At 71.0% G+C, this 26,778-nt stretch carries 22 protein-coding genes; 12 read left to right on the top strand and 10 right to left on the bottom strand.

All coding sequences use genetic code 11. From position 1 onward, the window contains the following. Positions 1 to 281 precede the first annotated feature (281 nt). The 7 genes from WMF28_RS35780 to WMF28_RS35810 all read left to right on the top strand — a co-directional run bounded on the left by WMF28_RS35780 (position 282) and on the right by WMF28_RS35810 (position 11,608). The gene (locus tag WMF28_RS35780) at positions 282 to 3,011 is read left to right on the top strand and encodes a serine/threonine protein kinase (protein WP_437598016.1); all 2,730 of its coding nucleotides are present in this window, start codon (positions 282 to 284) and stop codon (positions 3,009 to 3,011) included. A 4-nt stretch (positions 3,012 to 3,015) separates the two neighbouring features. Next, positions 3,016 to 3,591 (top strand): GNAT family N-acetyltransferase, encoded by a 576-nt coding sequence (locus WMF28_RS35785; protein WP_437598017.1) that lies wholly within the window; start codon positions 3,016 to 3,018, stop codon positions 3,589 to 3,591. A gap of 77 nt (positions 3,592 to 3,668) precedes the next feature. Next, a complete protein-coding gene (locus tag WMF28_RS35790) occupies positions 3,669 to 5,237 on the top strand; it encodes a sensor histidine kinase (protein ID WP_437598018.1) in 1,569 nt (522 codons plus the stop codon). Further along, positions 5,234 to 7,153 carry a sensor histidine kinase gene (locus WMF28_RS35795; protein WP_437598019.1) on the top strand — a complete coding sequence of 640 codons (1,920 nt, stop codon included), beginning with the start codon at positions 5,234 to 5,236 and terminating at the stop codon, positions 7,151 to 7,153. Before WMF28_RS35790 ends, WMF28_RS35795 begins: the two co-directional genes overlap by 4 nt. Before the next feature lie 82 nt (positions 7,154 to 7,235). Next, positions 7,236 to 8,258, top strand: coding sequence for a Holliday junction branch migration DNA helicase RuvB (ruvB, locus tag WMF28_RS35800; protein ID WP_437598021.1), 1,023 nt, complete (start codon positions 7,236 to 7,238; stop codon positions 8,256 to 8,258). A 159-nt stretch (positions 8,259 to 8,417) separates the two neighbouring features. Then, complete coding sequence (locus WMF28_RS35805) at positions 8,418 to 10,412, top strand: PAS domain S-box protein (RefSeq protein WP_437598022.1); 1,995 nt, start codon at positions 8,418 to 8,420, stop codon at positions 10,410 to 10,412. 35 nt (positions 10,413 to 10,447) lie between these two features. After that, positions 10,448 to 11,608 (top strand): sensor histidine kinase, encoded by a 1,161-nt coding sequence (locus WMF28_RS35810; RefSeq protein WP_437598023.1) that lies wholly within the window; start codon positions 10,448 to 10,450, stop codon positions 11,606 to 11,608. A 22-nt stretch (positions 11,609 to 11,630) separates the two neighbouring features. Here the strand turns inward: WMF28_RS35810 and WMF28_RS35815 are convergent, their stop codons facing one another. The 7 genes from WMF28_RS35815 to WMF28_RS35845 form a co-directional block, all read right to left on the bottom strand. Beyond that, positions 11,631 to 12,149, bottom strand: a complete 519-nt coding sequence (locus tag WMF28_RS35815) for a hypothetical protein (protein ID WP_437598024.1) — start codon at positions 12,147 to 12,149, stop codon at positions 11,631 to 11,633. Then, positions 12,149 to 12,871 (bottom strand): anti-sigma factor family protein, encoded by a 723-nt coding sequence (locus WMF28_RS35820; RefSeq protein ID WP_437598025.1) that lies wholly within the window; start codon positions 12,869 to 12,871, stop codon positions 12,149 to 12,151. The genes WMF28_RS35815 and WMF28_RS35820 overlap by 1 nt, the downstream gene beginning before the upstream one ends. Continuing rightward, on the bottom strand, positions 12,868 to 13,674 hold the full coding sequence (locus WMF28_RS35825) for a sigma-70 family RNA polymerase sigma factor (protein WP_437598026.1): 807 nt from the start codon (positions 13,672 to 13,674) through the stop codon (positions 12,868 to 12,870). The genes WMF28_RS35820 and WMF28_RS35825 overlap by 4 nt, the downstream gene beginning before the upstream one ends. Positions 13,675 to 13,784: 110 nt before the next feature. Further along, entirely contained in the window at positions 13,785 to 14,936 is a 1,152-nt protein-coding gene (locus WMF28_RS35830) for a S1C family serine protease (RefSeq protein ID WP_437598027.1), read from the bottom strand. Further along, positions 14,933 to 15,235, bottom strand: a complete 303-nt coding sequence (locus WMF28_RS35835) for a DUF1844 domain-containing protein (protein WP_437598028.1) — start codon at positions 15,233 to 15,235, stop codon at positions 14,933 to 14,935. Before WMF28_RS35835 ends, WMF28_RS35830 begins: the two co-directional genes overlap by 4 nt. Continuing rightward, entirely contained in the window at positions 15,232 to 15,462 is a 231-nt protein-coding gene (locus WMF28_RS35840; RefSeq protein WP_437481196.1) for a hypothetical protein, read from the bottom strand. The genes WMF28_RS35835 and WMF28_RS35840 overlap by 4 nt, the downstream gene beginning before the upstream one ends. Before the next feature lie 40 nt (positions 15,463 to 15,502). Next, positions 15,503 to 16,123 (bottom strand): FKBP-type peptidyl-prolyl cis-trans isomerase, encoded by a 621-nt coding sequence (locus WMF28_RS35845; protein WP_437598029.1) that lies wholly within the window; start codon positions 16,121 to 16,123, stop codon positions 15,503 to 15,505. A gap of 294 nt (positions 16,124 to 16,417) precedes the next feature. On the opposite strand from WMF28_RS35845, the gene WMF28_RS35850 reads away from it, so the two are divergent. From WMF28_RS35850 to WMF28_RS35865, 4 genes are read left to right on the top strand one after another with little or no spacing between them, the layout of a single operon-like run. Continuing rightward, the gene (locus WMF28_RS35850; protein ID WP_437598030.1) at positions 16,418 to 17,638 is read left to right on the top strand and encodes an efflux RND transporter periplasmic adaptor subunit; all 1,221 of its coding nucleotides are present in this window, start codon (positions 16,418 to 16,420) and stop codon (positions 17,636 to 17,638) included. A gap of 6 nt (positions 17,639 to 17,644) precedes the next feature. Further along, complete coding sequence (locus WMF28_RS35855) at positions 17,645 to 18,442, top strand: ABC transporter ATP-binding protein (RefSeq protein WP_437598031.1); 798 nt, start codon at positions 17,645 to 17,647, stop codon at positions 18,440 to 18,442. Further along, positions 18,439 to 19,659 carry an ABC transporter permease gene (locus WMF28_RS35860; RefSeq protein WP_437598032.1) on the top strand — a complete coding sequence of 407 codons (1,221 nt, stop codon included), beginning with the start codon at positions 18,439 to 18,441 and terminating at the stop codon, positions 19,657 to 19,659. The genes WMF28_RS35855 and WMF28_RS35860 overlap by 4 nt, the downstream gene beginning before the upstream one ends. Further along, positions 19,656 to 20,888: an ABC transporter permease gene (locus WMF28_RS35865; protein ID WP_437598033.1), complete on the top strand. Its 1,233-nt coding sequence runs from the start codon at positions 19,656 to 19,658 to the stop codon at positions 20,886 to 20,888. Before WMF28_RS35860 ends, WMF28_RS35865 begins: the two co-directional genes overlap by 4 nt. 74 nt (positions 20,889 to 20,962) lie before the next feature. Here the strand turns inward: WMF28_RS35865 and WMF28_RS35870 are convergent, their stop codons facing one another. The 3 genes from WMF28_RS35870 to WMF28_RS35880 form a co-directional block, all read right to left on the bottom strand. Then, the gene (locus WMF28_RS35870) at positions 20,963 to 23,131 is read right to left on the bottom strand and encodes a S1 RNA-binding domain-containing protein (protein WP_437598034.1); all 2,169 of its coding nucleotides are present in this window, start codon (positions 23,129 to 23,131) and stop codon (positions 20,963 to 20,965) included. A 128-nt stretch (positions 23,132 to 23,259) separates the two neighbouring features. Continuing rightward, positions 23,260 to 24,360, bottom strand: a complete 1,101-nt coding sequence (locus WMF28_RS35875) for a P-loop NTPase (RefSeq protein ID WP_437598035.1) — start codon at positions 24,358 to 24,360, stop codon at positions 23,260 to 23,262. A gap of 121 nt (positions 24,361 to 24,481) precedes the next feature. Next, positions 24,482 to 25,438, bottom strand: a complete 957-nt coding sequence (locus WMF28_RS35880) for a hypothetical protein (protein WP_437598036.1) — start codon at positions 25,436 to 25,438, stop codon at positions 24,482 to 24,484. 689 nt (positions 25,439 to 26,127) lie between these two features. Here WMF28_RS35880 and WMF28_RS35885 point away from each other — a divergent pair. Beyond that, complete coding sequence (locus tag WMF28_RS35885) at positions 26,128 to 26,655, top strand: TlpA family protein disulfide reductase (RefSeq protein WP_437598037.1); 528 nt, start codon at positions 26,128 to 26,130, stop codon at positions 26,653 to 26,655. Positions 26,656 to 26,778: the final 123 nt, after the last annotated feature.

The following is a 26,778-nucleotide window of genomic DNA, read 5'->3' on the forward strand; positions in this document are numbered from 1 at the left end:
GGATCCCGCTTACGCTTTTCAATCCCTCCCGGGAGCTCCCGGGAGGAGGGCGCGCCCGGTCCCATCGCGCCGGCGCCGGGGGGGTGGGGCATGCTTTATCCATGCCCGGCCGGCGTGGACCCGCCTCCCGGCTCCGGCCGGGGATGGCTGAGCTCGCCTCCACGGCGCGCCCGAGGGGGTGGATCCCCCCTCCTGACAGGTCATGCCGCGCTCGCCTTGTTCTTGCGACGCGGCTCGAATAGTCTCCGCTGGCGAATCCAGTCGCGGGACAGCCCTGCCTGATGGCTTTGCCGAACAAAGCGAAGATCCCGGTAGGCACGGTCCTCGCCGGAAAATACCGCATCACACGCGAGATCGGACGCGGTGGCATGGCCGCCGTGTACGAAGCCGAGCACATCGACATCGGCAAGCGCGTCGCGATCAAGGTGCTCGCACAGGAGCTGACGACCTCGGCCGTCGTGGTCGAGCGCTTCCTCCGTGAGGCCCGTGCCGCCGCGTCGATCCGCAGTCCGTTCATCTGCGACGTCTACGACTCCGGCAAGCTCGACGACGGGCGGCCCTTCCTGGTGCTCGAGCTCCTGGAAGGCGAGTCGCTGTACGAGCGCATGACGGTCGTCAGGTACCTCGACCCCGAGACCACCGTCACGGTGGTGTCCCAGGTGTGTCGAGGGCTCACCAAGGCGCACGCCGCCTCGATCGTCCACCGCGACCTCAAGCCGGAGAACATCTTCCTCACGAAGGACGAGGAGGGCCGGCTCTGCGCGAAGATCCTCGATTTCGGGCTCGCGAAGTTCTACGCGCCCGTCGACGGCGGCGACGCGCAGGCGCGCCTCACCCGCGAGGGCGCGGTGTTCGGAACGCCGGCGTACATGAGCCCGGAGCAGGTGCGAGGCCAGGGGGCGGTCGACCACCGCGCCGACCTCTGGGCGCTCGGTTGCATCACCTACGAGTGCCTCACCGGCCGCACCGTCTGGCAGACCGAGCAGGGCGTCGCGATGACGTTCGCGCAGATCGCGAACGCGCCGCTGCCGCAGCCCGCGGCGCTCCGCCCGGACCTGCCGCCGAGCTTCACGGTGTGGTTCGAGAAGGCGCTCGATCGCTCGATCGATCGCCGCTTCCAGACCGCGAGGGAGTTCGCCGACGAGCTCTCGATCGCGCTCGGCGTCGCGCAGCCGACGCCCCCGCGCGGCGCGGAGCCGTCGCAGGCAGGGCTCCTCCCAACGAGCGGCGATCCGCCGGCCGACGTGACGTTCGATCCGCCGGGGGTCGTCCGTGTGACCCCCAACGAAGCGCGGCGCACCGTCCCCTCGGGCCCGGCGGAGCGCGGGGGCGACCCGTTCGGCGGGCTCGACCTCTCGGGCCCGCACGGCGGCGCGCTGGCCGGGCGCGTGAGCCAGGGCGCGGGGCAGCAGATCTCGTTCTCCGGGGGCCCGGGCGACGCGTCGGTCCCCGATCCGCTCGCGCAGCGCTCGCCGCCGAGGCGCGGCGGCGCCGGTCGCGCGCTCGTCGTCTTCGGCGTGCTCGTGCTCGCCGCGGGCGCCGCTTACGCGGGCTACCTCCAGTTCCTCAAGCCGACGGCCCTGCCGCCCGTCTCGTCGAGCAGCGCGCCGCCGCCGCCGCCGGCCATCAGCGCGCCGTCGTCGTCCGCGCCGACCGCCGTGCCGGCGCGCGCCGACGCCAAGGCCGAGCCGCCCGGCCTGCCGTGGCCGCCGCTCGTCGCGCAGGCGCAGGAGTCGATCGCCGCGGGCGATCTCAAGGCCGCGCTCCGGCAGCTGAGGGACGCTCAGGAGAAGGGCAACCACGCCGTGCCTCGGACCCTGATCGAGCACGTGCAGGTCGCCATGAAGGACGCGAGCGGCAAGGCACCCTGCCAGCTCACCGGGCTCGCCCGGCCGCGCACGCACGATCTCGTGCGCGAGGGCGGCCGCGCCATCGGCGCCAGCCGGCCCTCGATCACGCTCGGGCCGCGCGGCGCGGTGGTCACCTGGACGGACTCGCACGAGGGCAGCGAGCACGCCTACACGGCGGTGCTCGACAGCGCGATGCGGCCGTCGTCGCCGGCGCTCGACGTGACGCCCGAGGGCCGCGCCATCGGGCGCCCCGAGCTGACCACCGCCGGCGATCGGCTGGTGCTCACGTACTGGGACGGCAAGGGGCCGGAGGCCGGCGTGCACGTGCGCTGGCTCGACGCCAGCGGCCGGATCGACGGGCCCGCGATGATGGTCGCCCGCTTCCTTCGGGGAGGGAACTCCTGGCCCTCGCTCGCGCGCGCCTCCGAGGGGTTCGTGATCGCGTGGTCGGACGACGGCGACAGCGCGTCCGAGGACCTCTTCATGCGCCGCCTCTCTCCGAACCTCGATCCGGTCGGCGAGATCATCCGGCTGACGGACGTCACCCCGACGGGCCCCTCGAAGCCGCGCGTCCGCTTCCCCTCGATCGCGGTGACGAACGACGTGATGCACCTCGCCTTCCGCTTCGATCGCGAGCCGATGCGGGTCATCCAGTACATGCGCCTCCCGCTCGCAAGCGCCGACAAGGGGCTCCCGCCGGCCGCCCCCGGCAAGCGCGCCGATCGCGCGCTCGGCGACCTGTCGCTCGTGAACAGCGATCGCGCCCGGAGCGACAACCCCTCGCTCGCCTGCGGCACGGGCGGCTGCTTCGTCGTCTGGCACGGCGAGGCGCCGATCGGGGGCGCCTCGGCCGCCTACATCGATCCGGCCAAGGGCCAGCCGCTCTGGCGCAAGAGGTTCTCGAAGTCCGGCGCGCGCCCGTCCGTCGCGATCGCGCCGAGCGGCCAGGCTCAGCTCGTCTGGTTCGAGCAGGGCCGCATGCTGACCGCATCGATCAACCGCGACGGCATCGGCACGCCCACGAAGTTCGCCCGCGTCAGCGGCGATCAGCCGGCGCCTTCGATCAGCCCCGGCGCGAGGCCTGGAGAGTGGTATGTCGCCTGGCTTGACTACGAGGCGGGTCATCTCGAGCCCTACGCCGCTCGCATCCAGTGCCGGTGACCCCATGCTCATCCTGCCACCTCGAAGCGAGGTCCGCGCCCGCCCCATCGAGACCGAGCGGCTGATCCTCGTGCCGATCGACCCGTCCGACGGCCCCGAGCTCTGGCTCGCGGTCAGCGGCTCGCGCGCACCCCTCCAGCGCTGGCTGCCCTGGGTGCAGTTCCACACGGATCCGGCCGCGAGCGTGCGCTTCGCCGAGGCGTGCGCCGCCGACTGGGATCACGGCAGGGCGCTGCGCTTCGTCATCCGCGAGCGCGCGCACCGCTCGCTCGCCGGCGTGGTCGGGCTCGAGTCGTGCGTGCACCTGCACCGCTCCTGCGAGCTCGGGTACTGGCTGCGCAAGGAGGCGACCGGACGCGGCCTCATGACCGAGGCGGCGCAGGCCGCGCTCGGGTTCGCGTTCGGCCACATGGGCGCGCACCGGGTGCGGGTCGCGGCCGCGACGGACAACCACGCCTCCCTCGCGGTCATCGGCCGGCTCGGCTTCCGCTTCGAGGGCATCGCCCGCCAGGCCGAGTGGTGCGACGGCCGCTGGCTCGACCACTCCGTCTTCGCGCTCCTGGCGACCGATCCCAGGTGAGGCGCGCCGTCCCCAGCGCTCTGGCGCCCGAGTCGGCCCGTACGCCGCTCGAAGCGCGCTAGCATCCTGCCTTCGCCGTGGCTCGCCGTCGTCGCCTCATCCGCTGGCCTCGCGGCACGATGCCGCTCGTGCCGCTCGCGCCCGCGATCGTGATCGTCGTGGGGATCGCCACGGCGGTGGCGATCGCGCTGATCGGTATCCGCCAGCTCGCCAAGATGAGCGATCAGGCCGCGAGTCTGCGCGCGGAGGTGCTGGCCGCGACGCTGTCGGCGCGGCTCCCGGGGACCGCCGACGCGGAGCGGACCGAGCTCCTCGGACAGGCGGCGCGGCGGGCCGGGTCGGAGATCCTGCTCGTCGAGCACAGCGGCCACGTGCTGGTCAACGAGAGCTTCGGCGCGCCGGCCAAGGCCGACATCTTCCAGATGCTCACGCAGGGCAAGGGCGAGGCGATGACCTCGCTCGGCCGCGTCCGGTTCGCGGCGCGCCCGCTCCGCCCGCCGCTGTCCCACCTCTCGGTGCTCACCTTCGTCTCCGCGCCGAGCCCGCCGCCCGACTCGATCGCCCTCGGCAACGCCGTCGCGGCGCTCACGACGCTGCTGCTCGGCGTGGCGGTCGCGGTCGCGCTCTCGTTCACCAAGGCGGCGCGCGACGACGTCGACTACCTGCGCGAGCGCATCACGGCGATGGCGCGCGGCCAGGGCCAGAGCGCGTCGAGCACGGACCTGATCCAGATCGAGCCGGTGCCGATCCGATCGCTGGACCAGGTGGGGCTCCTGACGGCGGCCTTCAACCTGCTGATCACCCGCTTCGCCGCGGCGGAGCGCACCTACCGGGCGGACCTCCAGCAGGCCTCCGCGATGGACCGCGAGCGCTCGGCGTTCCTCGCGGGGCTCAGCCACGAGCTGCGCACGCCGCTCAACGCCATCCTCGGGTTCGCGCACGTCCTCGAGAGCGAGGTCGACGGGCCGCTCAGTCAGGACGCGCGCGAGGCGCTGTCCGTCATCCGGCAGAGCGGCGAGCACCTGCGCACGCTCATCGACGACATCCTCGATCTGTCGGCGCTCGAGACGGGCAAGCTCCAGCTCTCCCGCCGCGCCGTCAACCTCCGCGTCCTCGTCGATCAGGTGATGCGGGAGGCGTCCGCGGCGGCGCGCGACAAGCCCATCCAGCTGCGCGCCACCGGGGACCACGGCCTCCTCGCGCACGCCGATCCGCGGAGGGTGCGGCAGATCCTGACGAACCTCGTCTCGAACGCCGTCAAGTTCACGGCGCGCGGCTCGGTGAGCGTGCACATCGCCGCGCGCGGCCGCTACGCGGCGATCGTCGTCCAGGACACCGGCCCCGGAATCCCGCCGGAGGAGACGTCGGCGGTCTTCGAGGAGTACCGGCAGACCGGCGACGTGCGCGCTCGCCGGGCCGGGACGGGGCTCGGGCTCTCGATCGCGCGGCGCCTCGTCCTGATGCACGGCGGGACGATCCAGCTCGACAGCGAGCTCGGGCGGGGCTCGACCTTCACGATCACCCTGCCGCTCTGGGTGGTCCCGCCCCCCGCGCCCGCTCCGGTCCAGCCCGCGCCCGACGGGGCGGCGCCGCCCGTGAGCGAGCCAGGCGGCGGCCGCCCAGGAGGAGGAGGGAGGATCGCATGAACGAAGAGCGCATGAGGGATGACGCGATCCACTTCGCGCGGCGCGTGCTCGTCCGCCAGGCGCTGGTCGGCGTCGCCGCGTTCGGGGCGATCGCGACGCTCGCGCCGAAGCTGCTCATCCTGGAGCAGGACGTCGCCGCGAGCGTGCTCGCGGTCGGCGCGAAGATCGCACTCGCCGCGATCTTCGCGACCACGCTGCTGACGCTGCTCCGGCTGCGCACGCACCGGGACCTGTTGCGCTCGCTCATGATCGGCTCGCGCGACATCGATCACGAGGAGCTCGAGCGGTTCGCCGAGCTGCCGCCGTCGCTGGCGCTGCGCTTCGTGCTGGCGAGCTCGACGATCTCGAGCCTCACGATGATCCCGGGGATCAGGCCGGAGAAGCTCGACGACGGCCGCGCGGTCAGCCTGCTCATCCTCGCGATCACGATCCTCAGCGCGTCCGCGATCCCGCACTACGTGCTGACGCGCGCCACCACGTTCAGCCTCTTCGAGATCAGCCCGGCCGAGGCGATCGGCGCCTTGCTCGAGACGGCCGAGCTTTACCAGACGCCGCGCCGGCGGGTCACCTACAAGCTGCTCCTGGCCGTCGCCGCGCCGGTGCTGCTCGTCGGCGTCGGGGCGGTGCTCATCGCGAACGCGCACCTCCAGACGTTCATCGAGCGGAGCCGGCGCACGACCGCGGGGCTCATCGCGCGCACGGCGCTCGACCCGTCGCTCGGGGCCATCGCGGAGGCCCATCGCAACGACGTCGTGGCCTCCGCGGCGGAGTTCGGGTTCCTCGCGCGCGTGGAGCCCAACTGCGTGGGCGGGGAGCCCTCCTTCGGCCGCGAGGCCGACGGGCAGATCGCCGTGATCACGCCGCTCGACGGCGGCTGCGTCAACATCCGGTTCTCGGCGGATCTCGAGCCCTCCGCCGCGATCTGGGGCGCGCTCGTCGCGTTGCTCGCGGTGCTGGTCGCCGGGGCGCTAGGCAACCTGTTCGGCCGCGTCCTCGCGGCCGATCTCGTGCACGCCACGAAGCAGGTGCGCCTGCTCGGCACGGACAGCGTGCTCCGCGGCGGCACGCAGATCGCGCGCCCCGCCCGGTTCGCCGTCGTCGCTCGGCTCGGGCACGCCATCGAGGATCTCGCCGAGCGCTTCCGCGTCTTCGCCGCGGCGCAGGAGCGCGCGCTCGAGGCCCGCGAGGCGGCGCAGCGCATGCGCGGCCTCCTGTTCGCGAGCGTGAGCCACGACCTCAAGAGCCCGCTGAACGCGATCCTCGGGTTCGCCGAGCTCGTGGGCCAGGAGGACCTGACCGCCGCTCAGCGCGAGAGCCTGGAGCTCATCTCGACGCGCGGCCGGGAGCTCCTCGGCCTGATCGAGTCGATCCTCGACGCCGCGCGCGTCGAGGCCGGGCAGCTCACGCTCGAGCCTCAGCCGACGTCGGTCGGCGCGCTCATCGTCGGCGCGCTCCGCAAGGCGCGCGAGCTCGCGAGCGACGCCGACGGGGAGGTCGTCGTGGAGGTCGGCGACACGCTGCCGCTGATCCCGGTCGATCAAGCGTACGTGACGCGCGCGATCGCCGTCATCGTGGCGCACGCGCTCAGGACCGGCGCGGCCGACCCGTCCGCGCGCCTCGTGCGCCTCACCGCGACGATGGCCGGCGAGTTCAACAGCGAGGTCCGCATCGACATCGAGTACGGCAGCCGCGACGTGCCGCCCGACGAGCTGGAGGCGTTGTTCAGCCGGCAGACCACGTCGCGTGGCCGCGGCCTGACGCTCGGCCTCAGCCATGCGCGCTCGGTGATCGAGCTCCACGGCGGCTCGCTCGAGGTGGACGGCGCCCCGGACGGCCGCCCGCTCTGCCGCGCTCGGCTGCCGCGCGTTCCGCCCCCGCGCCGCCCCCGCCTCTCCTCGGTCCCCGCGCTCGGTTGACCTCGCCCGCAGCCGCGCGAACCACGCGCCACCGCGCGCGGGATCGCTTCCCTTCGCCCTCTGCCCGCGGTACTCCCGGGGCATGCCTGAACGGGCGCTCTCTCCTGCCGAGACAGGCGACGACGATCGCTTCGACCGCCTCTTCCGGCCTGCCTCGCTCGCGGAGTACGTCGGCCAGACCAAGCACACCGAGAACCTGAAGGTCTTCGTCGAGGCCGCGCGCCGGCGGCGCGAGCCGCTGGACCACATGCTCTTCTGCGGTCCGCCCGGGCTCGGCAAGACCACGCTCGCCCACATCCTCGCCCGCGAGATGGGCGTCACCCTCCACGTCACGAGCGGGCCGGCGATCGAGCACAAGGGCGCGCTGGCCGGGCTGCTGACCAAGCTGGAGCGCAATGACGTGCTCTTCATCGACGAGATCCACCGGCTCACGCCGGCGGTCGAGGAGAGCCTCTATCCCGCGATCGAGTCGTTCCAGATCGACATCATGACGGGCGACGGCCCGTATGCGACGACGATCCAGCTCGCGCTGAAGCCGTTCACGCTGGTCGGCGCGACGACCCGCACCGGGCTGCTCACCGCGCCGTTGCTGTCGCGCTTCGGCCACGTCGTCCGCCTCGATTTCTACCCCGTCGAGGAGCTCGAGCGCATCGTGCAGCGCAGCGCCGGCCTGATCAACGTGCCGATCGACGCCGGGGGAGCGCGCGAGATCGCGGCGCGTGCGCGGGGCACCCCGCGCGTCGCCAACCGCCTCCTGCGCCGGGTCCGCGACTTCGCCGAGGTGCTCGGCGACGGCGCGATCACCATGGCGATCGCGCGGAAGACCGCGGAGCGGCTGGAGATCGACGCGGCCGGCCTCGACGAGATGGATCGCAGGCTGCTGCGCGTCATCATCGATCACTACGACGGCGGCCCCGTGGGTGTCGACACCCTGGCCGCGGCGCTCAGTGAGCCGCGCGACACGATCGAGGACGTGTACGAACCGTTCCTGCTGCAGCAGGGCTTCCTCGGCCGCACGCCGCGGGGCAGGGTCGCGACCCGCCGCGCGTACGAGCACCTGGGCCTCGCGGATCCGGCAGCGAAACAGGGGGATCTCTTCTCTTGACCCACGCCGCGTGGCGCCCCGGTGCGCCGCGCCGCCATGTGCCGTCCGCGATGTTTCGTGCTCGCGCTCTGGGATTGCGCCGTGACCCGGAAATCTCTCATCGCTCCAGCGTGGAATCGATAAGCTTGCGGTGTGTCGCGCCGTGATCCTGTGCTCGTCGTGGATGACGACGCCGTCAGCCGGCAGATGCTGCTGCACGCGCTGGCCGACGCGGGCATCGAGACCATCGCCGTCACCTCGGGCGCGGAGGCGCTCGCCTGGCTGAAGGCGAGCGTACCCGCGCTCGTGCTGCTCGACCTCGTGATGCCGCCTCCGGACGGCTACGTCGTCCTCAGCGCCGTACGGGACGATCGCCGGACGCAGGACGTCCCGGTCGTCGTGTTGACGGCGCTCGATGCGGACGAGGACGTCGCCCGCGCCTTCGAGCTCGGCGCGGACGACTTCATCCGCAAGCCGTTTCGCCCGGCGGAGCTCATCGCCCGCATCCGCGGGCAGCTCCGGATCCGCGACTACGTCGACGCGCTCGCGCGCAGGGAGCACGACGCGAAGGTGGTCCTCGAGCTGACGCAGGCGCTGTCCTCGACGCTCGACTTCCGGAACATCCTCTTCACGGTCGTGCGCCGCATCGCCGAGGTGGCCCGCGTCGACCGGTGCAGCATCGTGCTCGTGCGCGACTCGGGCAACGTCGGCTACGTGGTCGCCGCGAGCGACGACAAGGAGCTCCGCGACCTGCCGATCGATCTCGGGAAGTACCCGGAGATCCAGCGCGTCATGCGCACGGGCGACGTGCTCGTGATCGACGACGCGAAGGCGCACCCGCTGTTCGACATCGTGCGCGCGGAGCTCCCGGAGAACGCGTTTCGCTCGCTCGCCCTCCTGCCCATCCTGTTCGAGGACAAGCCGCTCGGCGTGCTCTTCCTGCGCGGGCGGCAGCCGGTGGCCCCCGATGCGCACGAGCTCTCGCTGGCCCGCACGGTCGCGAGCGCCACCGCTATCGCCCTGCGCAACGCGCGCATCCTGCAGTCGCTCCGCGACCAGACACAGAAGAGCACCTTCGCCCGTTTCGAGGCGGAGCGCCGGCTGAAGGCGCTCCAGCGCTACGCCGACTTCTTCCACTCGACGGCGGACGGCATCATCGTCGCCGATCCCGACGGCCACATCCTCTTCTCCAACCCGCGCGCCCAGGCGATCACCGGGCGCACGGCGGAGGACCTCGAGAGGGCGAACCTGGCCGACGTCGTCGATCCTCGCGAGCACCCGCTCCTCGAGGAGATCCGGGCTGGCTTCGCCAAGGGGTCGTTCCCGCACATGGTGGACTTCACCGTGAGGCGGGGCGAGCACGAGAAGCTCATCCTGAGCTTCAGCTTCAGCAGCGTCCTCCGGGAAGAGAGCGGCGCCGTCCTGGTCAGCTTCCGCGACGTCACCACGGAGCGCGCCACCGAGGCGGAGCTCACCAAGACCAAGGAGTTCCTGGAGCGCGTCATCGAGAGCTCCGTCGACGCGATCGTCTCGGCCAACATGGAGGGCATCGTCCTGCTCTTCAACCGCGCCGCCGAGCGGATCTACGGCTATGACGCGAAGGAGGTCGTCGGCGTGATGAACGTCCGCGCGCTCTACCCCGACCACAACGCCGAGCAGATCATGAGGCTCATCCACGCGAAGGAGCACGGCGGCCCCGGCCGGCTCGAGGGCTATCGGACCGAGGTCCTGGCCAAGGACGGGTCGCGCGTCCCGGTGCACCTCTCCGCAGCGTTGATCTTCGAGAACGGCGTCCCGGTCGGCTCCGTCGGCATCTTCACCGACCTGCGCGAGCGGATGCGGATGGAGGCCCGCCTCACCGCGGCGCAGGAAGAGCTCCGCGCTCGCGAGAAGCAGGCCATCATCGCCGAGCTCGCGGGCGCGGCCGCGCACGAGCTGAACCAGCCCCTCACCAGCGTGCTCGGCTACGCCGAGCTGATCTGCCGCCGGATCGACGACGCGTCCCCCATCATGGGCGCCGCGGCCACGATCCGCAGCGAGGCCGAGCGGATGGCGGAGATCGTCCGCAAGATCGGCAAGATCACCCGCTACGAAACGAAATCCTATGTCGGCGCCGCGAAGATCATCGATCTCGACCGGTCGAGCGGCGACGACCCGAACAGGGTGATCGGGTGAGCGGAAGGAGCGCGGAGCGCCGGGGGAAGCAGCCGTTGTCCGACGCTCCCGTCACGCTCCGGAAGCCCCTCACCCGGGACATCCCGCTCGAGTGGATAGACAGCCTGCTGATCGCGTCGAGCGAGCTGGATCCATCGGCCTCCATCGACCAGCGCGCCTCGGCGCTGCTCGGCGCAGCCGCGAAGGTGCTCCCGGGCTGCGGGCTCGGCGTGTACATCCCGGGAGCGACGGGCGCGCAGGTGGCCGTCCGGGTGTCGCCGCGCGCTCGCCGCGACGACAGCCGCGATCCGGCGCGGCTCCTCCCGGAGTTCGCCTTCGAGCGCGTCGTATCCATCGAGCCCGAAGGTCGCTCGACGATGCACATCGCAGCCGACGACGCCGGGTACCTCGACAGCGCGTCGATCCAGGCGCTTGTCGACCGGCTCGTGCTCACCCTGGGCGCGTCGCTCCGCGAGGCGCGTGCGCACGAGTCGCTGCGCGCGCAGGTCATCCAGGCCGAGAAGCTGGCCTCCCTCGGCAAGATGGCCGCCGGCGTGGTGCACGAGCTCAACAACCCGCTCACCTCGATCCTCGCCTACTCCGAGTACCTGCGCCGCAAGGGCGAGCGCAGCGGCTTCGACCCCTCGGACCTCGAGCGGCTCGCGCGGATCAACGAGGCGGCGGATCGCATCCGCCGCTTCTCGCGCGATCTGATCGCCTACGCGCGGCCGTCCACGGAGAAGCCGGGCGCCGTCTCCCTCCACGACATCATCGAGCGCGCGCTCGTCTTCTGCGAGCACCTCCTCGACCAGAGGGGCGTCACCGTCGACCGGCGCTTCAGCGAGATACCTCCCGTGCGGGGCGTCATCGATCCGCTGACGCAGGTGTTCGTGAACCTGTTCACGAACGCCGCGCACGCGATGCACGAGCACGGCGGCTGCCTCGGCATCGCCACCGCGATGTCGCCGGAGGACGGCTACATCACGGTGACCATCCGGGACGACGGGCACGGGATCGACGCCGAGCACCTGCCGAGGATCTTCGACCCGTTCTTCACGACCAAGACCGACGGGACCGGCACCGGGCTCGGCCTGAGCATCGTCAGGAACATCACCGCCTCGCACGGCGGCAGCATCCGCGCGGAAGCGTGCGCCCCGCGCGGGACGGTCTTCTATCTCGACCTGCCCGTCGCGCTGCCGTCCTCGGCGCGCCGCTGAGCGGGCGCCGAGCGCTCTCGGCTCAGGGCGCGACCTTGATGCCGAGCACGAGCACGCCGCCCATGTGCTGCTGACCCGCCACGAAGAAGTTCTCGCCGGCCTTCGCGTTCACCTCGAGCAGGGGCAGGAACGTGTTGCCGCCTGGCTTCTGGATGCTCGCGCTGACGACGAAGCGCTTCGGCTCGTCCTGCTTCTTCGCGGCCACCACGTCCTTCAGCGACACCATGAGGACGCTGCCGTTCGGCAGCTTCGTGGTGGTCGGCTTGCCCTTCCGCAGGCTGATTTTCAGCCGATCGAGCAGCTTGTAGCTGTTGTACGCCGAGAACGGCGGCTTCCCGAGCTCGGGCATCTTGCCGATCTTCGGATCGATGCCGGTCCCGTCGTTCGTCGCATGGAGGACCACGACCTCGGACGAGATCGCGGCGTCGGCGGGCGCCGCCGGAGCAGGGGTCGGCGCCTTCTCTTGCGCGACGGCGGGGGAAGGGCTCGCGCCGAGCGCCAGGACCATCATCGCGGTGATCGCACTCGCAAGAAATCTCATCACTGTCCTCCCGGACCGTCATCGGAGAGCCAAACCACCGTGGTCGTCGGGCCTGAGGCCGCGGCCTCCCGCGGAACGTAGAAGATGGTGCCCATGCGCGCCCCGAAGTCGACCGCGGCGACCTCGACGCCGGGCTCGATCTCGCCCTCGCCGCTCGGCGCGGCGGCGGGCTCGTGCGCCGGCGCCGCAGCCGGGGGGGCGAGCACCGCGGAGGGCGCCGGCGCCGTCAGCACCGCGCTGGGCGCCTCCGCGCCCGTCCGGCCCCAGACCATCATCGCGGCGGCCGCCGCCACGGCGAGCGCCGTCAGCGCGAAGATCCCGCGCGCGTTGTCGTTGGCCGGCGACCCCTGAAGCCGCGTCCGCGCGCGGGGCGCATCGCCCGACGGCGACGCCGCGAGCGGCTGCACGACAGCGCCTCCGCTGGCCTTCGCGCCTCCGCTGGCCTTCGCGGCGCCCCCCCGCCCTTCGAGGATCTTCGCCATGACCCCGTCGGCGATGCCGTCGGCCGCGCTGGAGGCGAGCGCGCTGTCCCGGATCATGTCGGCTGCGGTGACGAGCCCTGCGACCTTCGCTCGGCAGCGCGGGTCATGGATCAGGTAATCCTCCACCTGCCGATGGCGAGCCTCATCGAGCTCACCGTCGACATAGAGCATCAGCTCCAGATCCGTCGGCGGGAGGCTCGCGTCCCCGTGATTCGCGTTGCTGCTGTTGGCGGTACTCACGCGATCTCCTCCGGGTCCTCTGCGGCGGCCTTGCCCTCTTCCTCCGCGTAGCAGTCAGCAAGGGCGCGCTGAAGCTTCTGACGGGCGTGGAACAGGCGGCTCATGATCGTCCCTTTCGAGACCTCCATCGCCTGCGCCATCTCCTCGTAGGACATCCCCTCGACCTCCCGCATCAGGATCACGCCTCGGTGGTAAGGGGGCAGCGCGTCGAGCGCGGCCTGGATGCGCCCGGCGATTTCCCGGCGCCGGACGACGTTGAGGGGGTCGGCGCCGTCGATCCGAGCAACGAGCGGGAAGTCGGACTGCTCGTCGGCTGCCTGGTTTTCCTGAAGCTCGACGTCGCGGCGCCCTGGCTTCCGCATGAGATCGATCGCCAGGTTCGTGACGATCCGGTAGAGCCAGGTAAAAAATGAGGAGCCGCCCTGAAAGGAGCCGAGCCCCTTGTAGACGCGGAGAAAGGCGTCCTGCACCAGCTCGCGCGCGTCGTTCTCGTCGCGGACGAGCCCCATCGCGATCGCGAAAGCCCTGCGCTGGTGTCGTTCCACGAGCGAGCGGAACGCCGCCTGGTCCCCCTTCTGCGCCCGCTCGATGAGCTCACGATCTTCCTCCGCTTCCCGCCGTCGTGCCTCGCGATTGGACGCACGGGCGGAAGCGCTATTCAGGCGCGCGTGGAGCTGCTCCGCTCTGCGGTGGGCGTCCCCCGCGGACGGGAGATCGCCTTCCATGTCACCCGGCGCATCGCCGGGAGGGCCGGGAGGTGCGGCCGGCTCGAGCTCGTCCGGGGAGGAAGGTACAGAGGCCACGGGATCAGCTTACCTGAGGAGGCTGGGGGACAAGGAACGTCGCGCGGCAGGCAGACTGGCCGGGCGCGCGGCCGGCGGGCGTGCCGGGCAGAAGGCAGGGGTCACCCGGCTCACGGCTCATCGGGCTCTTCGTTGAGCTCGGGGAGCTCGCCGAGCGTGAGGCGCACATCGAAGACCCGCTCGAGCCGCGCAACGCGGAGCGTAACGACCTTGCTCACGCCGGCGATGCTCGCCATCCACCGAAGCTCGTTCGGGTCGGAAATCGGCTGTCCCTCGAAGCCGACGATCACGTCATCCGGCGCAATGCCAGCCCGGTCCGCGGGCCCCCCCGGCACCACGGTCTTCACCCACGCCCCCTTTCGATCGGGCCGCTTGAGCCGCCCCGCCTCGATCGAGTTGAGCACGTCGACGATCACCCCGACCTGGCTCCGCCGGATCTTCCCGTCGCGCAGCAGCATCGGCAGGAGCTGCCGCACCATGTTGATCGGGATCGCGAACCCGATGTTGTTCGCGTTGGCGCGCACGGCCGCGTTGATGCCGACCACCTCGCCCTTGAGGTTCAGGAGCGGGCCGCCGGAGTTGCCCGGGTTGATGCTCGCGTCCGTCTGGAGGAAATTGAAGTAGCCGCTCGGATCGAGCCCCTTCACGTCGTCCCGGGTGCGCCCCTTGGCCGAGAGGATGCCCGCCGAGACCGTGTGAGAGAGGCCGAAGGGGTTGCCGATCGCGACCACCCAGTCGCCGACCTCCATGATGTCCGAGTCGCCCAGCGGAAGCGACTGGAGCCCCTGCTCCTCGACCTTCAGCACGGCGACGTCCGTGTGCTTGTCGCGGCCGACGACGGTCGCCTTGATGTCGCGGCCGTCGACGAAGCTCACGAGGATGTCGGTCGCGCCCTCGATGACGTGGTTGTTCGTCAGCAGAAAGCCCTCGGGATCGTAGACGAAGGCGGTCCCGAGCCCCTCGGCGACCGTGCGGCGGCGACCGCCCGGGTGCTGCTGTCGCTCGACCCGGGCCTTGACCGTGGCGACCGCCGGATCGGCCCTGCGCGCGAGCGGCGCGAAGGAGCCGGGCATGCCCTCGGAGCGGACGATGGACGGAGGGGGCGGCGCGGGTGGAGGCGGAGGGAGGTTCGCCACCGGCACGGCGCCCGAGGGAACGGCGGAGCTGCTCGCGCCGGAAGAGTGGCCGGGGGAGGCCTTGTTGCACGCGGCGATCAGGCAGGCGAGGAGGACCCAGGAAAGAGCCCTGGCGCCGGCGATCACGAGCGTTTCGAGACCTCGAGGTAGCGCATCCGCAGATCGTAGAGCGCCTGCTCGATCAGGCGCTCCTCGTCACCCGTGAGGTTCCCCTTGGTCTTCTCCTGGAGCAGGGAGAGGAGGTCGATGTCCTGATGCGCCAGGACCAGGTTCTGCTCTTCCCTGCCCTCAGGGCTGGGCGCGTCGCCGAGGTGCACGTACGCGGAGCCGATGATCGACAGCACGAACGTCGAGAAGTCGAGCGTCGGCAGCTCCGGGGAGCTCCCGAGCGGAGGGAGCTCCTCTTGATCGTGCGCGTCGCTCACTCTGACCCTTCGTCGTCGAGCTCGGGTTCGACCCGCGACCCGTGCGCTGACGCGCCGAGCGCCGGTTGATCGACGATGATCGACTCGGTTTGCTCCTCTTGATCCGGCAAGCTCGCGAGGTGCGCCTCGATGGTCGCGGCGCTGAGCGTCCCGCTCGCCAGGAGGCGCTCGCGCACCCGACGATCAAGCTGCAGCTCCGTCAGCTTGCCCTTCTCACCTACGGTCATGATGTGATCTCCTCGAACAACCCACCCGTTCGCGGTGGGCTTATGACGACTTCTTCGAGAGCGTCACGAGCACGTCTGCATCCGCGTGCTCGTGAGGGTGACCGTGCTCATGATCATGGTCGTGATCGCAGCACCCCCCGCTCTCGGACTCCTCGATGCGCTCCTCCAGCTCGGCCTGGGCCTCTGCGATCTCTTCCTCGCTGGCGGCGCGCACGTCGCTGACCTGGACCTGAAAGCGCACCTTCTGGCCGGCCAGGGGGTGGTTCGTGTCGACCCGGAAGCCGTCGGGGAGGATGTCGACGACCCGGAGCGCGACCGGCTCGCCGTCCGGCCCCTGGGCGACGAACTCGTCGCCGACCTCGACCTCGCCCGCCTCGGGGAAGTCGGCCTTGTCGACCTCGAAGACGCCGGCGTCCTCGCGCTCGCCGAACGCATCGGCCGGCTCGACGGTGATCTCGCGCTGCTCGCCGGCGCGCAGCCCCTCCAGGGCGCGCTCCAGGCCGGGCACGATCTGGGCGTAGCCGTGCACGTAGACGAGCGGCTCCGCGGTCGACGCCTGGTCCACCGCATCGCCGTTTTGGTTGAAGAGGACGTAGGACAGCGTGACGACCGTGTCCGTTGCGATGGGCAGCGACTCCATAGGCGGCGGTTGGTCTGCCATGGCGGTTCCGCGGTTTCAAGCGAGCCGCGCGTGCATGGCGGCATGCTATGAGGATGTCCGATGGCGGATTCCATAGCTCGGGCGACCGGTCGCGACCCTCTCGACGCGTCGGCCCCTGCTGCGCAGGCCAGCCCGGAAGCGGAGCGCGTCCGCCCCGGTGAGTCGCCGCCGGGCGGGGCACGACCGGCCTCGGCAGCCCCTCCGCCGCACGGCGCCCCGGCGGACCGGGGCCCGCGCGCAGGTGGACCGCCTCCCGGGCGCGGGAGGGAGAGCCTGGAGCAGGAGCTCTCCCGGGTGGGCACGAAGCGCTGGCTCGGACGGCTCGGCGTCCTCGCGACGATCGCCGCGCTCGTCGCGGCGATCGTCGTGTGGAGGATCCGGACGGCGCCGCCGCCGCCGCCGCGCTACGTCACGGGCGACATCACCACGGGCGACGTGTTCGAGGAGGTGCAGTCGACGGGGCAGGTCAAGCCGCTCACCGAGGTGCAGGTCGGCGCGCAGGTCTCGGGGAGAATCACCAAGGTTTACGTGGATTTCAACAGCATCGTGAAGGCCGGCGACGTGCTGGCCGAGATCGATCCGACGCTCTTCGGTGCGCAGATCGACTCGAACCAGGCGCAGGTCGAGGCGGCCAGCGCGAGCGTCGTGCGCTCCGAGGCCTCGCTGGGGACCGCCAAGCAGCGGCTCGACCGCGCGAAGAAGATGGTCGCGGAGGGGGTGGGCTCGCAGGCCGATCTGGACACGGCGCAAGGCGCCTACGACGTCGCGCTCGCAGACCTCGCGGCCGCGAAGGCGCAGGTGGCGCAGCTCAGGGCGGTGCTCCGCTCCTCCACGACGAACCTCCAGTACACGCGCATCTTCTCGCCCATCGACGGGGTCGTCATCAGCCGCGCGATCGATCCCGGGCAGACCGTGGCGGCGAGCTTCCAGGCGCCCACGCTCTTCGTGATCGCCCAGGATCTGCGCAAGATGCGCGTGCTCGCCGACATCGACGAGGCGGACGTCGGTCGGCTCCGCGAGGGCATGGAGGCGGACGTCAGCGTCGACGCGTTCCCGGGCGAGACGTTCCGGGGGACGGTGAGCCAGGTGCGCTACAGCCCGCTCAACCAGTCCGGCGTCGTGACGTACGCGGCGGTGGTCGAGGTCGACAATCCCGACGTCAAGCTGCGGCCGGGGATGACCGCCACGGTGAGCATCCGGTCCGCCGAGGCCAGGGGGGTGCGGCGGCTGCCGAACGCGGCGCTCCGGTTCAAGCCGGCCCCGGAGCGGGACAAGGACGGCAAGGAGATCAAGGCGCCACCCCTCGATCCGCTCCCGCCGAAGAAGGGCCGCGTCTACGTGCTGACCGACGCCGCGCCGGGCGCGGAGAAGATCGAGCCGCGCGTCGTCGACATCGGGATCACCGACGGCATCTTCACCGCGCTCATGACCGATCTCGGGCCGGTCAAGGTCGTCACCGATGAGAACGACAGTCCGTCATCGGGCGGCAGGGGGCGCGGCCCCCGGCTGTTCTGAGGCGTGATGCTCCCGCAGAGCCAGGGCGTCGCCGCGGTGCTCCGAGACGAGCCGCTCATCGAGCTCGCGAGTGTCGGCAAGGACTACACGACCGAGGCCGTCGTCGTGAGGGCGCTTCGCCATGTGGATCTGACCATCCAGCACGGCGATTTCGTCGCGATCGTCGGACAGAGCGGCTCGGGGAAGAGCACCCTGATGAACATCGTCGGGTGCCTAGATCGGCCGACCCGGGGCACATACCGGCTGGACGGGCTCGACGTCACCCGACGCAGCAACGACGCGCGCGCGATCGTGAGGAACCGCCTTATCGGGTTCGTCTTTCAGGGCTTCAACCTGCTGCCGCGCACCACGGCGCTCGAGAACGTGGAGCTGCCGCTCGTCTACCGGGGCGTCGGCGTGGCGGAGCGGCGCAGGCGCGCGCTCGAGGCGCTCGGCGCGGTGGGGCTGGCCGATCGCCTGCACCACACGCCGAACCAGCTCTCGGGCGGCCAGCAGCAGCGCGTCGCCATCGCGCGGGCGCTCGTCACCTCCCCGCCGCTGCTCCTCGCCGACGAGCCCACCGGCAACCTCGACACCCGCACGAGCTACGAGGTGCTCGGGCTCCTGCAGCGGCTCAACCGGGGCGGGATCACCATCGTCCTCGTGACGCACGAGCCGGACATCGCCGCCTGCGCGAGCCGCGTGATCACGATGCGCGACGGCGAGGTCCGCAGCGATCTCAGGAACGAGCGCCCCGTCGACGCGGCGGTGGCCCTGGCCGCGCTGCCGCCCTCCGGGGCGGAGGGCGACGAGCAGGCACCGTGAGCGGCTACCTCGCCGCCGTCCGGCTCGCGCTGCGCGCCATCGTCCGCTCGAAGCTCCGCGCCGCCCTGACGGTGCTCGGCATCCTGATCGGGGTCGCGGCCGTCGTGATCGTGGTGGCGCTCGGGACGGGCGTACGCAACCGCATCATGGGCGAGATCTCTGGCCTGGGTGCGAGCTCGATCTACATCTTCCCGCAGTCGACGCAGGCCTCCGGGCTGAGGCGCCGCGAGAGCGTGCGGATGTCGGAGGCCGACGGCCTCGCGATCTTGAAGGAGTCGACAAGCGTGGCCGCGCTGAGCCCGTTCAGCTCGACCTCGATGCAGATCGTGGCCGGAGAGGCCAACGTCGCGACCCAGGTCATGGGCGTGACGCGGAGCTACCTCTCGATCCTCTCGTACCGCGTCGCCACGGGCGACGGCTGGACCGAGGTGGACGAGCAGCTCAAGACGAAGGTCTGCGTGATCGGCGAGACCGTCCGGGAGGACCTGTTCGGCTCGGGCGAGGCCGTGGGGCAGTACATCCGGATCGGCAAGCACCCGTTCCGGGTGATCGGGGTGCTCGAGAAGAAGGGGCAATCCCCGTTCGGCGAGGACCAGGACGACCGGCTGCTCATGCCGATCGGCAGCTTCCGGTCGCGCGTCGTACCGAGCGCGCCGGGCAAGGTGCAGATGCTCGTCGCCGCCGCGACCAGCGAGCGGACCGTCGATCGGGCGGTGGAGCAGATCGACAGGATCCTCCGGCAGCGCCACGAGATCGCGCCGGACGCCGAGCCCGATTTCGTGATCCGCACGCAGGCGGAGTTCCGGGCGTCCCAGGAGCGGATCCTGGACACCTTGACGATGCTCCTGTCGTCGATCGCCGCGGTGTCGCTCCTCGTCGGCGGGATCGGCGTCATGAACATCATGCTGGTCAGCGTCACCGAGCGGACGCGTGAGATCGGCATCCGCATGGCGATCGGCGCCTCCGAGGGCGACATCCTGGTCCAGTTCCTGGTCGAGGCCATCACCCTGTCGCTCATCGGCGGCGTCATGGGGCTCGGCGCGGGGCTCGTCGTGATCGAGGTCCTCGCCGCGGCGCTCGGCTGGAACATGACGTTGCCGGTCAGCGCGGTCGTCATCGCCGTGGGGACGAGCGCGACGATCGGGGTCGTCTTCGGGTTCTTCCCGGCGCGCCGCGCCGCGCGCCAGGATCCCATCACCGCCCTGAGGCACGAATGAGCGCGACGCTCACCCGCGTCCTGTCGGCGATCGTGATCGCGCTGCGCGCCGTCCGCCGGAACAAGCTCCGCGCGGGGCTCACGATCCTCGGGATCACGATCGGCGTCGCGGCCGTGGTCACCGTCACCGCGCTGGCGAGCGGCGCGCGCGCCAACGTCAACGCGCAGATCTCGAACCTCGGCTCCAACTCGCTCATCGTCTTCGCGCGCTCCGCGCGCGCCTCGGGCGTCCGCAGCACCACCGGCGCCCGGCTCTCGGAGCTCGACGGCCAGGCGCTTGTGCGCGAGTCGACGAGCATCCGGATCGTGGCGCCGTTCCTGCGATCGAGCGCTCAGGTCATCTACGAGGGCCAGAACGCGAGCCCGACGCTCATCGGCACGCGCCTCAACTACTTCGAGATCCGGAGCTGGAGGGTGGCGCAAGGAGAGCCGTGGAGCGCCGCCTCGGAGAACCTCTCGGAGAAGGTCGTCGTCATCGGCGCCCAGACCGCGCGCGATCTGTTCGGAGCGCTCGATCCGGTCGGCCGGAGGGTGCGGATCGGCCGCCAGGTCTACCGTGTGCTCGGGGTGCTCGAGGAGAAGGGGGCGTCGCCCTTCGGGCAGAGCCAGGACGACATCGTGCTGATGCCCATCACCACGATGCGGTCGCACGTCGTCGCCACGCGGCCCGGGGAAGTGCACGCGATCCTGCTGAGCGCGACGTCCGCGGAGACATCCGAGCGCGCCAAGCTGCAGGCCGAGGCGATCCTCCGCCAGCGGCACCGCATCGGCGAGAACGAGGAGGACGACTTCGCCGTCCGGAGCCAGGCGGAGTTCCAGGCCATGCAGGACGCGATCTTCGCGGTGCTCTCGGTGCTGCTCGTCAGCATCGCGGCGGTGTCGCTCGTCGTCGGCGGCATCGGCGTCATGAACATCATGCTGGTGTCGGTCACCGAGCGCACCCGGGAGATCGGCATCCGGATGGCCATCGGCGCCCGGGAGATCGACATCCTGCTGCAGTTCCTGCTCGAGGCGCTCGTGCTCGCCACGCTGGGCGGCATCGTCGGCAGCGCGCTCGGGTACGGCGTCATCCTCGGGTTCTCCAGCGCCCTCGGCTGGCCGATGAAGCTCGAGCCGGCGGCGCTCGGCGTCGCGCTCGGGGTGAGCACGGCGATCGGGATCGTCTTCGGGTTCTTCCCCGCGCGACGGGCCGCGCGCATGGATCCGGTAAACGCGCTCGGGCGCGAGTAGCGCGAGCCCCTCCGGCCCGCGGCGGCCGGAGGGAGGAGGAGGCGCGGCCGCGAAGCGGCGCGCGCCTCCCGGGATCAGCTCTTCTTCATGAGGTCGGCGAACGTGCCGAACTTGGCCTCGCGCGCGACGCCAGCGCGGTACTGCTGGTACGCGTGCTTCTCGGCGTCTTCCTTGAGGGCGCGGATCGACAGCTTGGCCTCTCCCCGGCGCGGATCCACCTCGATGATCTTCGCATCGAACTGGGCCCCGATGGGGAACTCCTTGCGCAGGTCGGTGCCGCGCTGCGTGCCGGTGTGGCCGGCCGGGATGAAGCCGCGGGCCGCTCGCCCCGTCGCGCCGAGCACCCGGACGACGAGCCCCCCTTCGGTCACCTGCGTGACGGCCACCTTCACCGCCTTGCCCTGCTGCACGCGCTGGCGCGGCTCGCTCTCCTCGCCCTCGGGCGGGGCGGGGTGGAGCCCGATCCGCCGACCCGCGGCGTCGCAGCTCGCGACGACCACGTCGACCTCGTCGCCAACGTTCACCACCTCGTTCGGGTGCTGGATCGGCTTCATCGAGAGGTCGGCCGTATGAACGAGCCCATCGATGCCCGGCTCGAGCTCGATGAACGCGCCGAACGGCTGCAGGCGGGCGATCTTGCCCTTGTGGCGCGTGCCGACCGCGTACTTGTCCTTCACCGCGTCCCACGGATCGACCGTGGCGGCCTTGCGGCTCAGCCAGAGCTTGCCCTTGTCGTCGACGCGCACGACCTTCACGTCGATCTCCGCGCCGGGCTTGAACAGGTCCATCAGCTTGGCGCCGCGGTCGTGGCTCGCCTCGCTCATGTGGACCAACCCCTCGACGCCGCCGGCGTCGGGGAGCGCGACGAAGACGCCCCACGCGACGACCTTGCGCACCACGCCCTTGTGCAGCGAGCCCGGTTCGATCGACGTGAGCGCCTCGGTGCGCGCCCTCCGGCTCTCCTCCTCGAGCATTTTGCGGCGGGACACGACGATGTCGCGCCCCTTCTTCGCGAACTGCGTCACGATGAAGTCGAGCCGCTGGCCCACGAGGTAGTTGAGGTCGGCGCCGTGGCGCAGATCGACGTGCGATGCCGGCGCGAAGGCGCGAAGGCCGCTGAGGTCGACCTCGAGCCCGCCCTTCACCGCCCCGGTCACGAACCCTTCGATCGGCTCGCCGCTCTGGAGCGCCGCCTCGGCGTGCGCGCGCGCCTGGTCGAGCTGCACCGACGCCCTCGACAGGAGGAGCATGCCACCGCGCACGCCGGTGCTCGCCACCGTCGCGATGAACTGATCGCCCTCGATGGGAGGCTCTTCATCGAGGATTTCGCGACGGTCGAACAGACCCGTGGCCTTCCCGGCGATGTCGATCCAGATGGCGTGGTCAGTGATTTTGCTGACCTTGCCAAACACTTCCTCGCCGATGCTGAAGGCCGGGCGATCGCGCGGCGGCGGCGCCCCCTGCCCCTTGCGCCGCTTGCGCTTCTCGCCTCCGAGCTGGGGCTGCCCTCCCGCCTCGTCGGCCGCCTGCTCCTCCTCGCCCTCGTCCTCTGCAGCATCGGATGCAGCGTCGGACGGGTCTGCGTCGCCGGCGTCGGTGGCGACGTCGGCCGCCTCGGCGCCCGGCGGACCGGCCTCCTCCGCGCCCTTGCGTCGGCGGCGACGGCGGCGCTTCTTTCCTGCGCCCCCCTCCGCCTGCGCGGTCGCGCCGGCTTCGCCCGCCAGCGCAGGCTTCGCGGCTTGCGCGGGCTTCGCCGTTTGCGCGGGCTTCGCGGCCGCCGGCGGGTTCCGCCTGCCCGGGGGGGACCCGGGCTTACGGTTGCCGATATCATCCCGCGGCAGGCCGGGGACGCGGTTGCCAATGTTGTCGCCGGGCTGCTCTTCCCAGTCGTCGTCGTCGGCGGCGGCGCTCACCGGTGCGGCGGCGGGTACCGCTGCGACCGGTGCTGCCTCGATCTGGGTCGAGCCCGCCTGCGGCGAAGTTTCGCCGCCCGACGCATCGCTCGCCTCGGAGGGGACGGTGAGCTCCCCTTCATGCGCCTGGGCTGCTTGCTCGGGCGCAGCGTTCGCTGCTTGCTCGGGCGCAGCGTTCGCTGCTTGCTCGGGCGCAGCGTTCGCTGCTTGCTCGGGCGCAGCGTTCGCTGCTTGCTCGGGCGCAGCATTTGACGACTCGAGCTGGCCGCCCTGGTCGGCCGGAGCTGCCGGCGCGTCCGCCGGCGTGGTGGTATTTTCGTGGGTATTCATCCGCGCCTCGCGCGACAACGCATGCCGATGGGGGCGAAACGTGTTCGCGTTCTCTCCAGCGGCCCCCTCGGTTCAATGGGGGGGAAGGGGCCGGAACCATAACGTACCCGGGACGTTTACGCGAGGGCCTACCGCATGATGGGCAGGTGCTTGTTCGTTCCCCCGCTCCGATCGATGCGCAGGCTGCCCCCGCTCGCGAGGTTGTGGGCGCTCATCTGGCCGGCCAGCCGCTCGGCCACATCCACGAACGCGCGCGCGATCGGGCTGCCCGGAGCAGCCTGAACGACCGGCGTGCCGGCGTCGCCCCACTCCCGGATGGCCGGATCCATCGGGATCTGACCGAGCAGCGGCGCCTCGGCGAACTCGGCGATCTTCTGCCCGCCGCCGGCGCCGAAGAGCTCGTGCCGCTTGCTGCACCCGTCGCACACGAAGTAGCTCTCGTTCTCGACCACGCCGAGCAGGGCGATCCCGACCTTCTGGGCCATCGAGACCGATTTGTACACGTCCTGGAGGGCCACCTCCTGCGGCGTCGTCACGACGATCGCGCCCGTGGTCCTCATCTTCTGGGAGATCGTCAGCGCGATGTCACCGGTCCCGGGCGGTAGGTCCAGCACAAGGTAGTCGAGCTCACCCCACTCCACGTCGCGCATGAACTGGATCAGGGCGTTCTGGAGCATCGGTCCGCGCCAGACGACGGCCGACCTCGGATCCTCCAGCAGGAAGCCGATCGACATGAGCTTCACACCGAAGCGCTCGAGCGGCAGGAACTTCTGACCATCGGCGGAGGTCGGGCGGCCCATCACGCCGAGCATGGTCGGGACGCTCGGCCCGTACATGTCCGCGTCGAGGAGGCCGACCTTGGCCCCCTCGCGGCTCAGCGCCAGCGTCAGGTTGGCGGCGACCGTGCTCTTGCCGACGCCACCCTTGCCGCTCATCACGAGGACGATGTTGCGCACGCCCGGAGACGGGTCGTCCTGGAGGATGGTGCGCGTCGGGATGGCGATGTCCCACGCGATCCGGACGTCCTTCGCGCCGGCGCCCTTCAGCGCCGCCTCGATGTCCGCAGCGAGCCGCTGCTTGAAGTAGCTGGTCAGCTCGACGGTGAGCGAGACCGCCTCGCCCTCGACCGAGAGCTCCCGGACGCGCCCGAGGTCTGTGAGAGGGCGCTGGAGATCCGGCGCGATGACCTTTGCCAGCGCGGCGAGGGCGGCATCCTTCGTGATGGGCATGGGGCGGAGGAGTTAGGACCGCTCGGGATTCCCGTCAACCGGCGAGCGCGGCACGCTCGCGGCCGCTCGGTTTCGTCGCCTCGCGCGGGGCACCGGCCGTCCCGGCGCCCGGCCGCTTCCCTCACCAGCAGGAGGTGACCACGGAAGCCTGGTCGCCTGGGTCGAGCTGGCGCGACGGCAGATAGCACCGCGAGTCCACGCACACCTGGTTCGAGTTCACCTCGACGCACACGCACGCACCGGGGAGCCCGCTGGGCGACTTCGGGCAGACGTCGGCCGCGTTCTCCGCGGTGCACCGGATGGGGAGCGCCGCGTCGATGCACACCCGCTGGCCACGCAGCGTGGTGGTGCACCCCATCGTGGAGTCTTGGTCGCCGCAGTCGATGTCGTTGCGGCACGGCTCACAGAAGTTGCCCTGCCCGACGCAGGCGCCGAACCGCGGCGTGCACGCGCCGTCCTCGCACCTGTAGTCGAGGTCGCAGTCGGTGTCCGTGCTGCAGGACCTGGCGCACCGGCTCTCGCCGCCGATCGTGACGCAGCGCTGCCCTGAGACGAGCGAGCAGTCGAGATCGGAGCTGCACAGCGCGCACTGCGTGCGCTTGACGCAGGTGCTGCGCAGCAGGCACAGCGAGCCCTCGACATAGGTGTTGCCGTCGCCGAACATGGCGGGGTCGACGCATCCTTCGTCGGTCTCGCCGCAGAAGCTGCTATTCCCCTTCTCCGTGCCGCAGATCGCGCGAGGGTCGCGGGTCACGGCGCACTCGAAGCCGCCGGGGCAGTCTGCGTTGCTCGCACAATGCGGCTGCGAGCAGTACGCCTCGGCGTCGCCCTCTCCCTTGCCGAGGCACTCCAGGCCGAGCGAGGTGCACTGGTCGGGGGAGCAGGTCGGGATGAAGCAGTAGCTGCCGTCGCTGCACTTGCCGGCGGAGCAGGCGGGATCGTCGCCGCACACCGCTATGTCGCGCTGGCACTCGTCGGGTTTACCGTTGCACTGCATCAGGTTGCACGGCGTATCATCGGGGCAGCGCCCGAACTGGCCGCACTCGAGACCGAACGGACATGACGCACCGAAGCCCACTATTTTTCCGTTTGGCTTACAAATGGAAATTTCGACTTTCGTGTCGTCCTCCTCGGCGGGCATACAGTCCTGGAGACCCGGGGTGCATTCAAGGTGGCTGCTGCACTTGAGCACGCAGCGGTTGCCGACGCAGGTGTTGCCCGGGAGGCAGAGTTCCGGCTCGCACTTGCCTTCGCAGACGCCGTTGATGATCACCCCCCCGAAACATTCGTCCCGCGGCGTGTCCGATGACGAGCAGGCGCCGCTCGCGAGGGCCGCCGCGCTCGCCAGGCAGCCCAGCATCAGGAACGCGTGGAGACGACGGAGACGGGCGCTGCGAGAGGATACGACCTGCTGCATAGGACCTCAGCGCGGGAAACACCCGCGGATCGGGGCAGGCACCGGGGGCCTGGCCGGAGATTGCGGAAACGAGCCCCCGAGCGAAGCGGCGACGGCGACAAGGTTGCCCTTGACGCCCCCCGTGCCGCCCAGAAGAATGAGCACTCCTACACCATACTTCAGGCGGTGGCATCATGCGAATGGACGCAGTTCTCGTTTGGATGGGCCTTGGCGTCGTAGCAACCCTGGGGCTCGTCGGCTGCGCAGGAGAGGATCCCATTCCGGCTCCTCCTTTTCCTGACGGGACGGGTCAACCTGCGGCCAACGCGGCTCAATATCCGGCTGGGCCGTATGGGATCAGCCCCGGCCGGGTGATCGCGAACTATCAGTTCGTCGGATACGCCAACGCCGCCGAACACAACGACACGATGCAGCCGATTCAGCTCGCCGACTTCTACAACCCGTCCGGGGAGGAGGTCTTTCCCGAGGGCTCGCCTTACGGCGCTGGCGAGCCGAAGCCGAAGGTGCTGCTGATCGACGTCTCGTCCGTGTGGTGCCACCCCTGCAAAGTCGAGGCGGAGTCCGTCCTGCCCCGGCTTTACGAGCAGTATCAACCGCTGGGCGGCGAGTTCCTGGTCCAGCTCGCTGACGGGAGGAACCCGGGCGAGCCGGCCGTGGCGCGCGACCTGTACCGCTGGACGACCCAGTACGACGTGCAGTACCCGTCGGCGATCGACCCGTCATACAAGCTCGGCGCGCTCTTCCAGGCCGATGCGTTCCCGGCGAACATGCTGGTCAAGACGAAGGACATGACCATCGTCGAGGTCGTCGCCGGCGTGCCCGCGGAGGACAGCCGTTTCTGGCGAACCTTCGAGAGGATCATGAACGGCGAGATCTGAACGAGCCGCCGCGCGGGCGCATCGCCGAGCCACCGCGGTCGGCACGCCTGCGCGGGAGAATCTGCCAGGGCGCCGCTCCTGGCGTCCGCGACGTTAAGCCCTCATGCCGGGTCGGCCGCTCAG

The organism is Sorangium sp. So ce590 (assembly GCF_051521365.1).
GTDB lineage: Bacteria > Myxococcota_A > Polyangia > Polyangiales > Polyangiaceae > Sorangium.

Bases quoted from the DNA above. Each gene is read 5' to 3' on its own strand.
- WMF28_RS35840 (WP_437481196.1), bottom strand. From the start codon at position 15,462: ATGACCGTAGGTGAGAAGGGCAAGCTGACGGAGCTGCAGCTTGATCGT.
- WMF28_RS35815 (WP_437598024.1), bottom strand. From the start codon at position 12,149: ATGAGATTTCTTGCGAGTGCGATCACCGCGATGATGGTCCTGGCGCTC.
- WMF28_RS35795 (WP_437598019.1), top strand. From the start codon at position 5,234: ATGAACGAAGAGCGCATGAGGGATGACGCGATCCACTTCGCGCGGCGC.
- WMF28_RS35845 (WP_437598029.1), bottom strand. From the start codon at position 16,123: ATGGCAGACCAACCGCCGCCTATGGAGTCGCTGCCCATCGCAACGGAC.
- WMF28_RS35875 (WP_437598035.1), bottom strand. From the start codon at position 24,360: ATGCCCATCACGAAGGATGCCGCCCTCGCCGCGCTGGCAAAGGTCATC.
- WMF28_RS35855 (WP_437598031.1), top strand. From the start codon at position 17,645: ATGCTCCCGCAGAGCCAGGGCGTCGCCGCGGTGCTCCGAGACGAGCCG.
- WMF28_RS35780 (WP_437598016.1), top strand. From the start codon at position 282: ATGGCTTTGCCGAACAAAGCGAAGATCCCGGTAGGCACGGTCCTCGCC.
- ruvB (WP_437598021.1), top strand. From the start codon at position 7,236: ATGCCTGAACGGGCGCTCTCTCCTGCCGAGACAGGCGACGACGATCGC.
- WMF28_RS35865 (WP_437598033.1), top strand. From the start codon at position 19,656: ATGAGCGCGACGCTCACCCGCGTCCTGTCGGCGATCGTGATCGCGCTG.
- WMF28_RS35870 (WP_437598034.1), bottom strand. From the start codon at position 23,131: ATGAATACCCACGAAAATACCACCACGCCGGCGGACGCGCCGGCAGCT.
- WMF28_RS35785 (WP_437598017.1), top strand. From the start codon at position 3,016: ATGCTCATCCTGCCACCTCGAAGCGAGGTCCGCGCCCGCCCCATCGAG.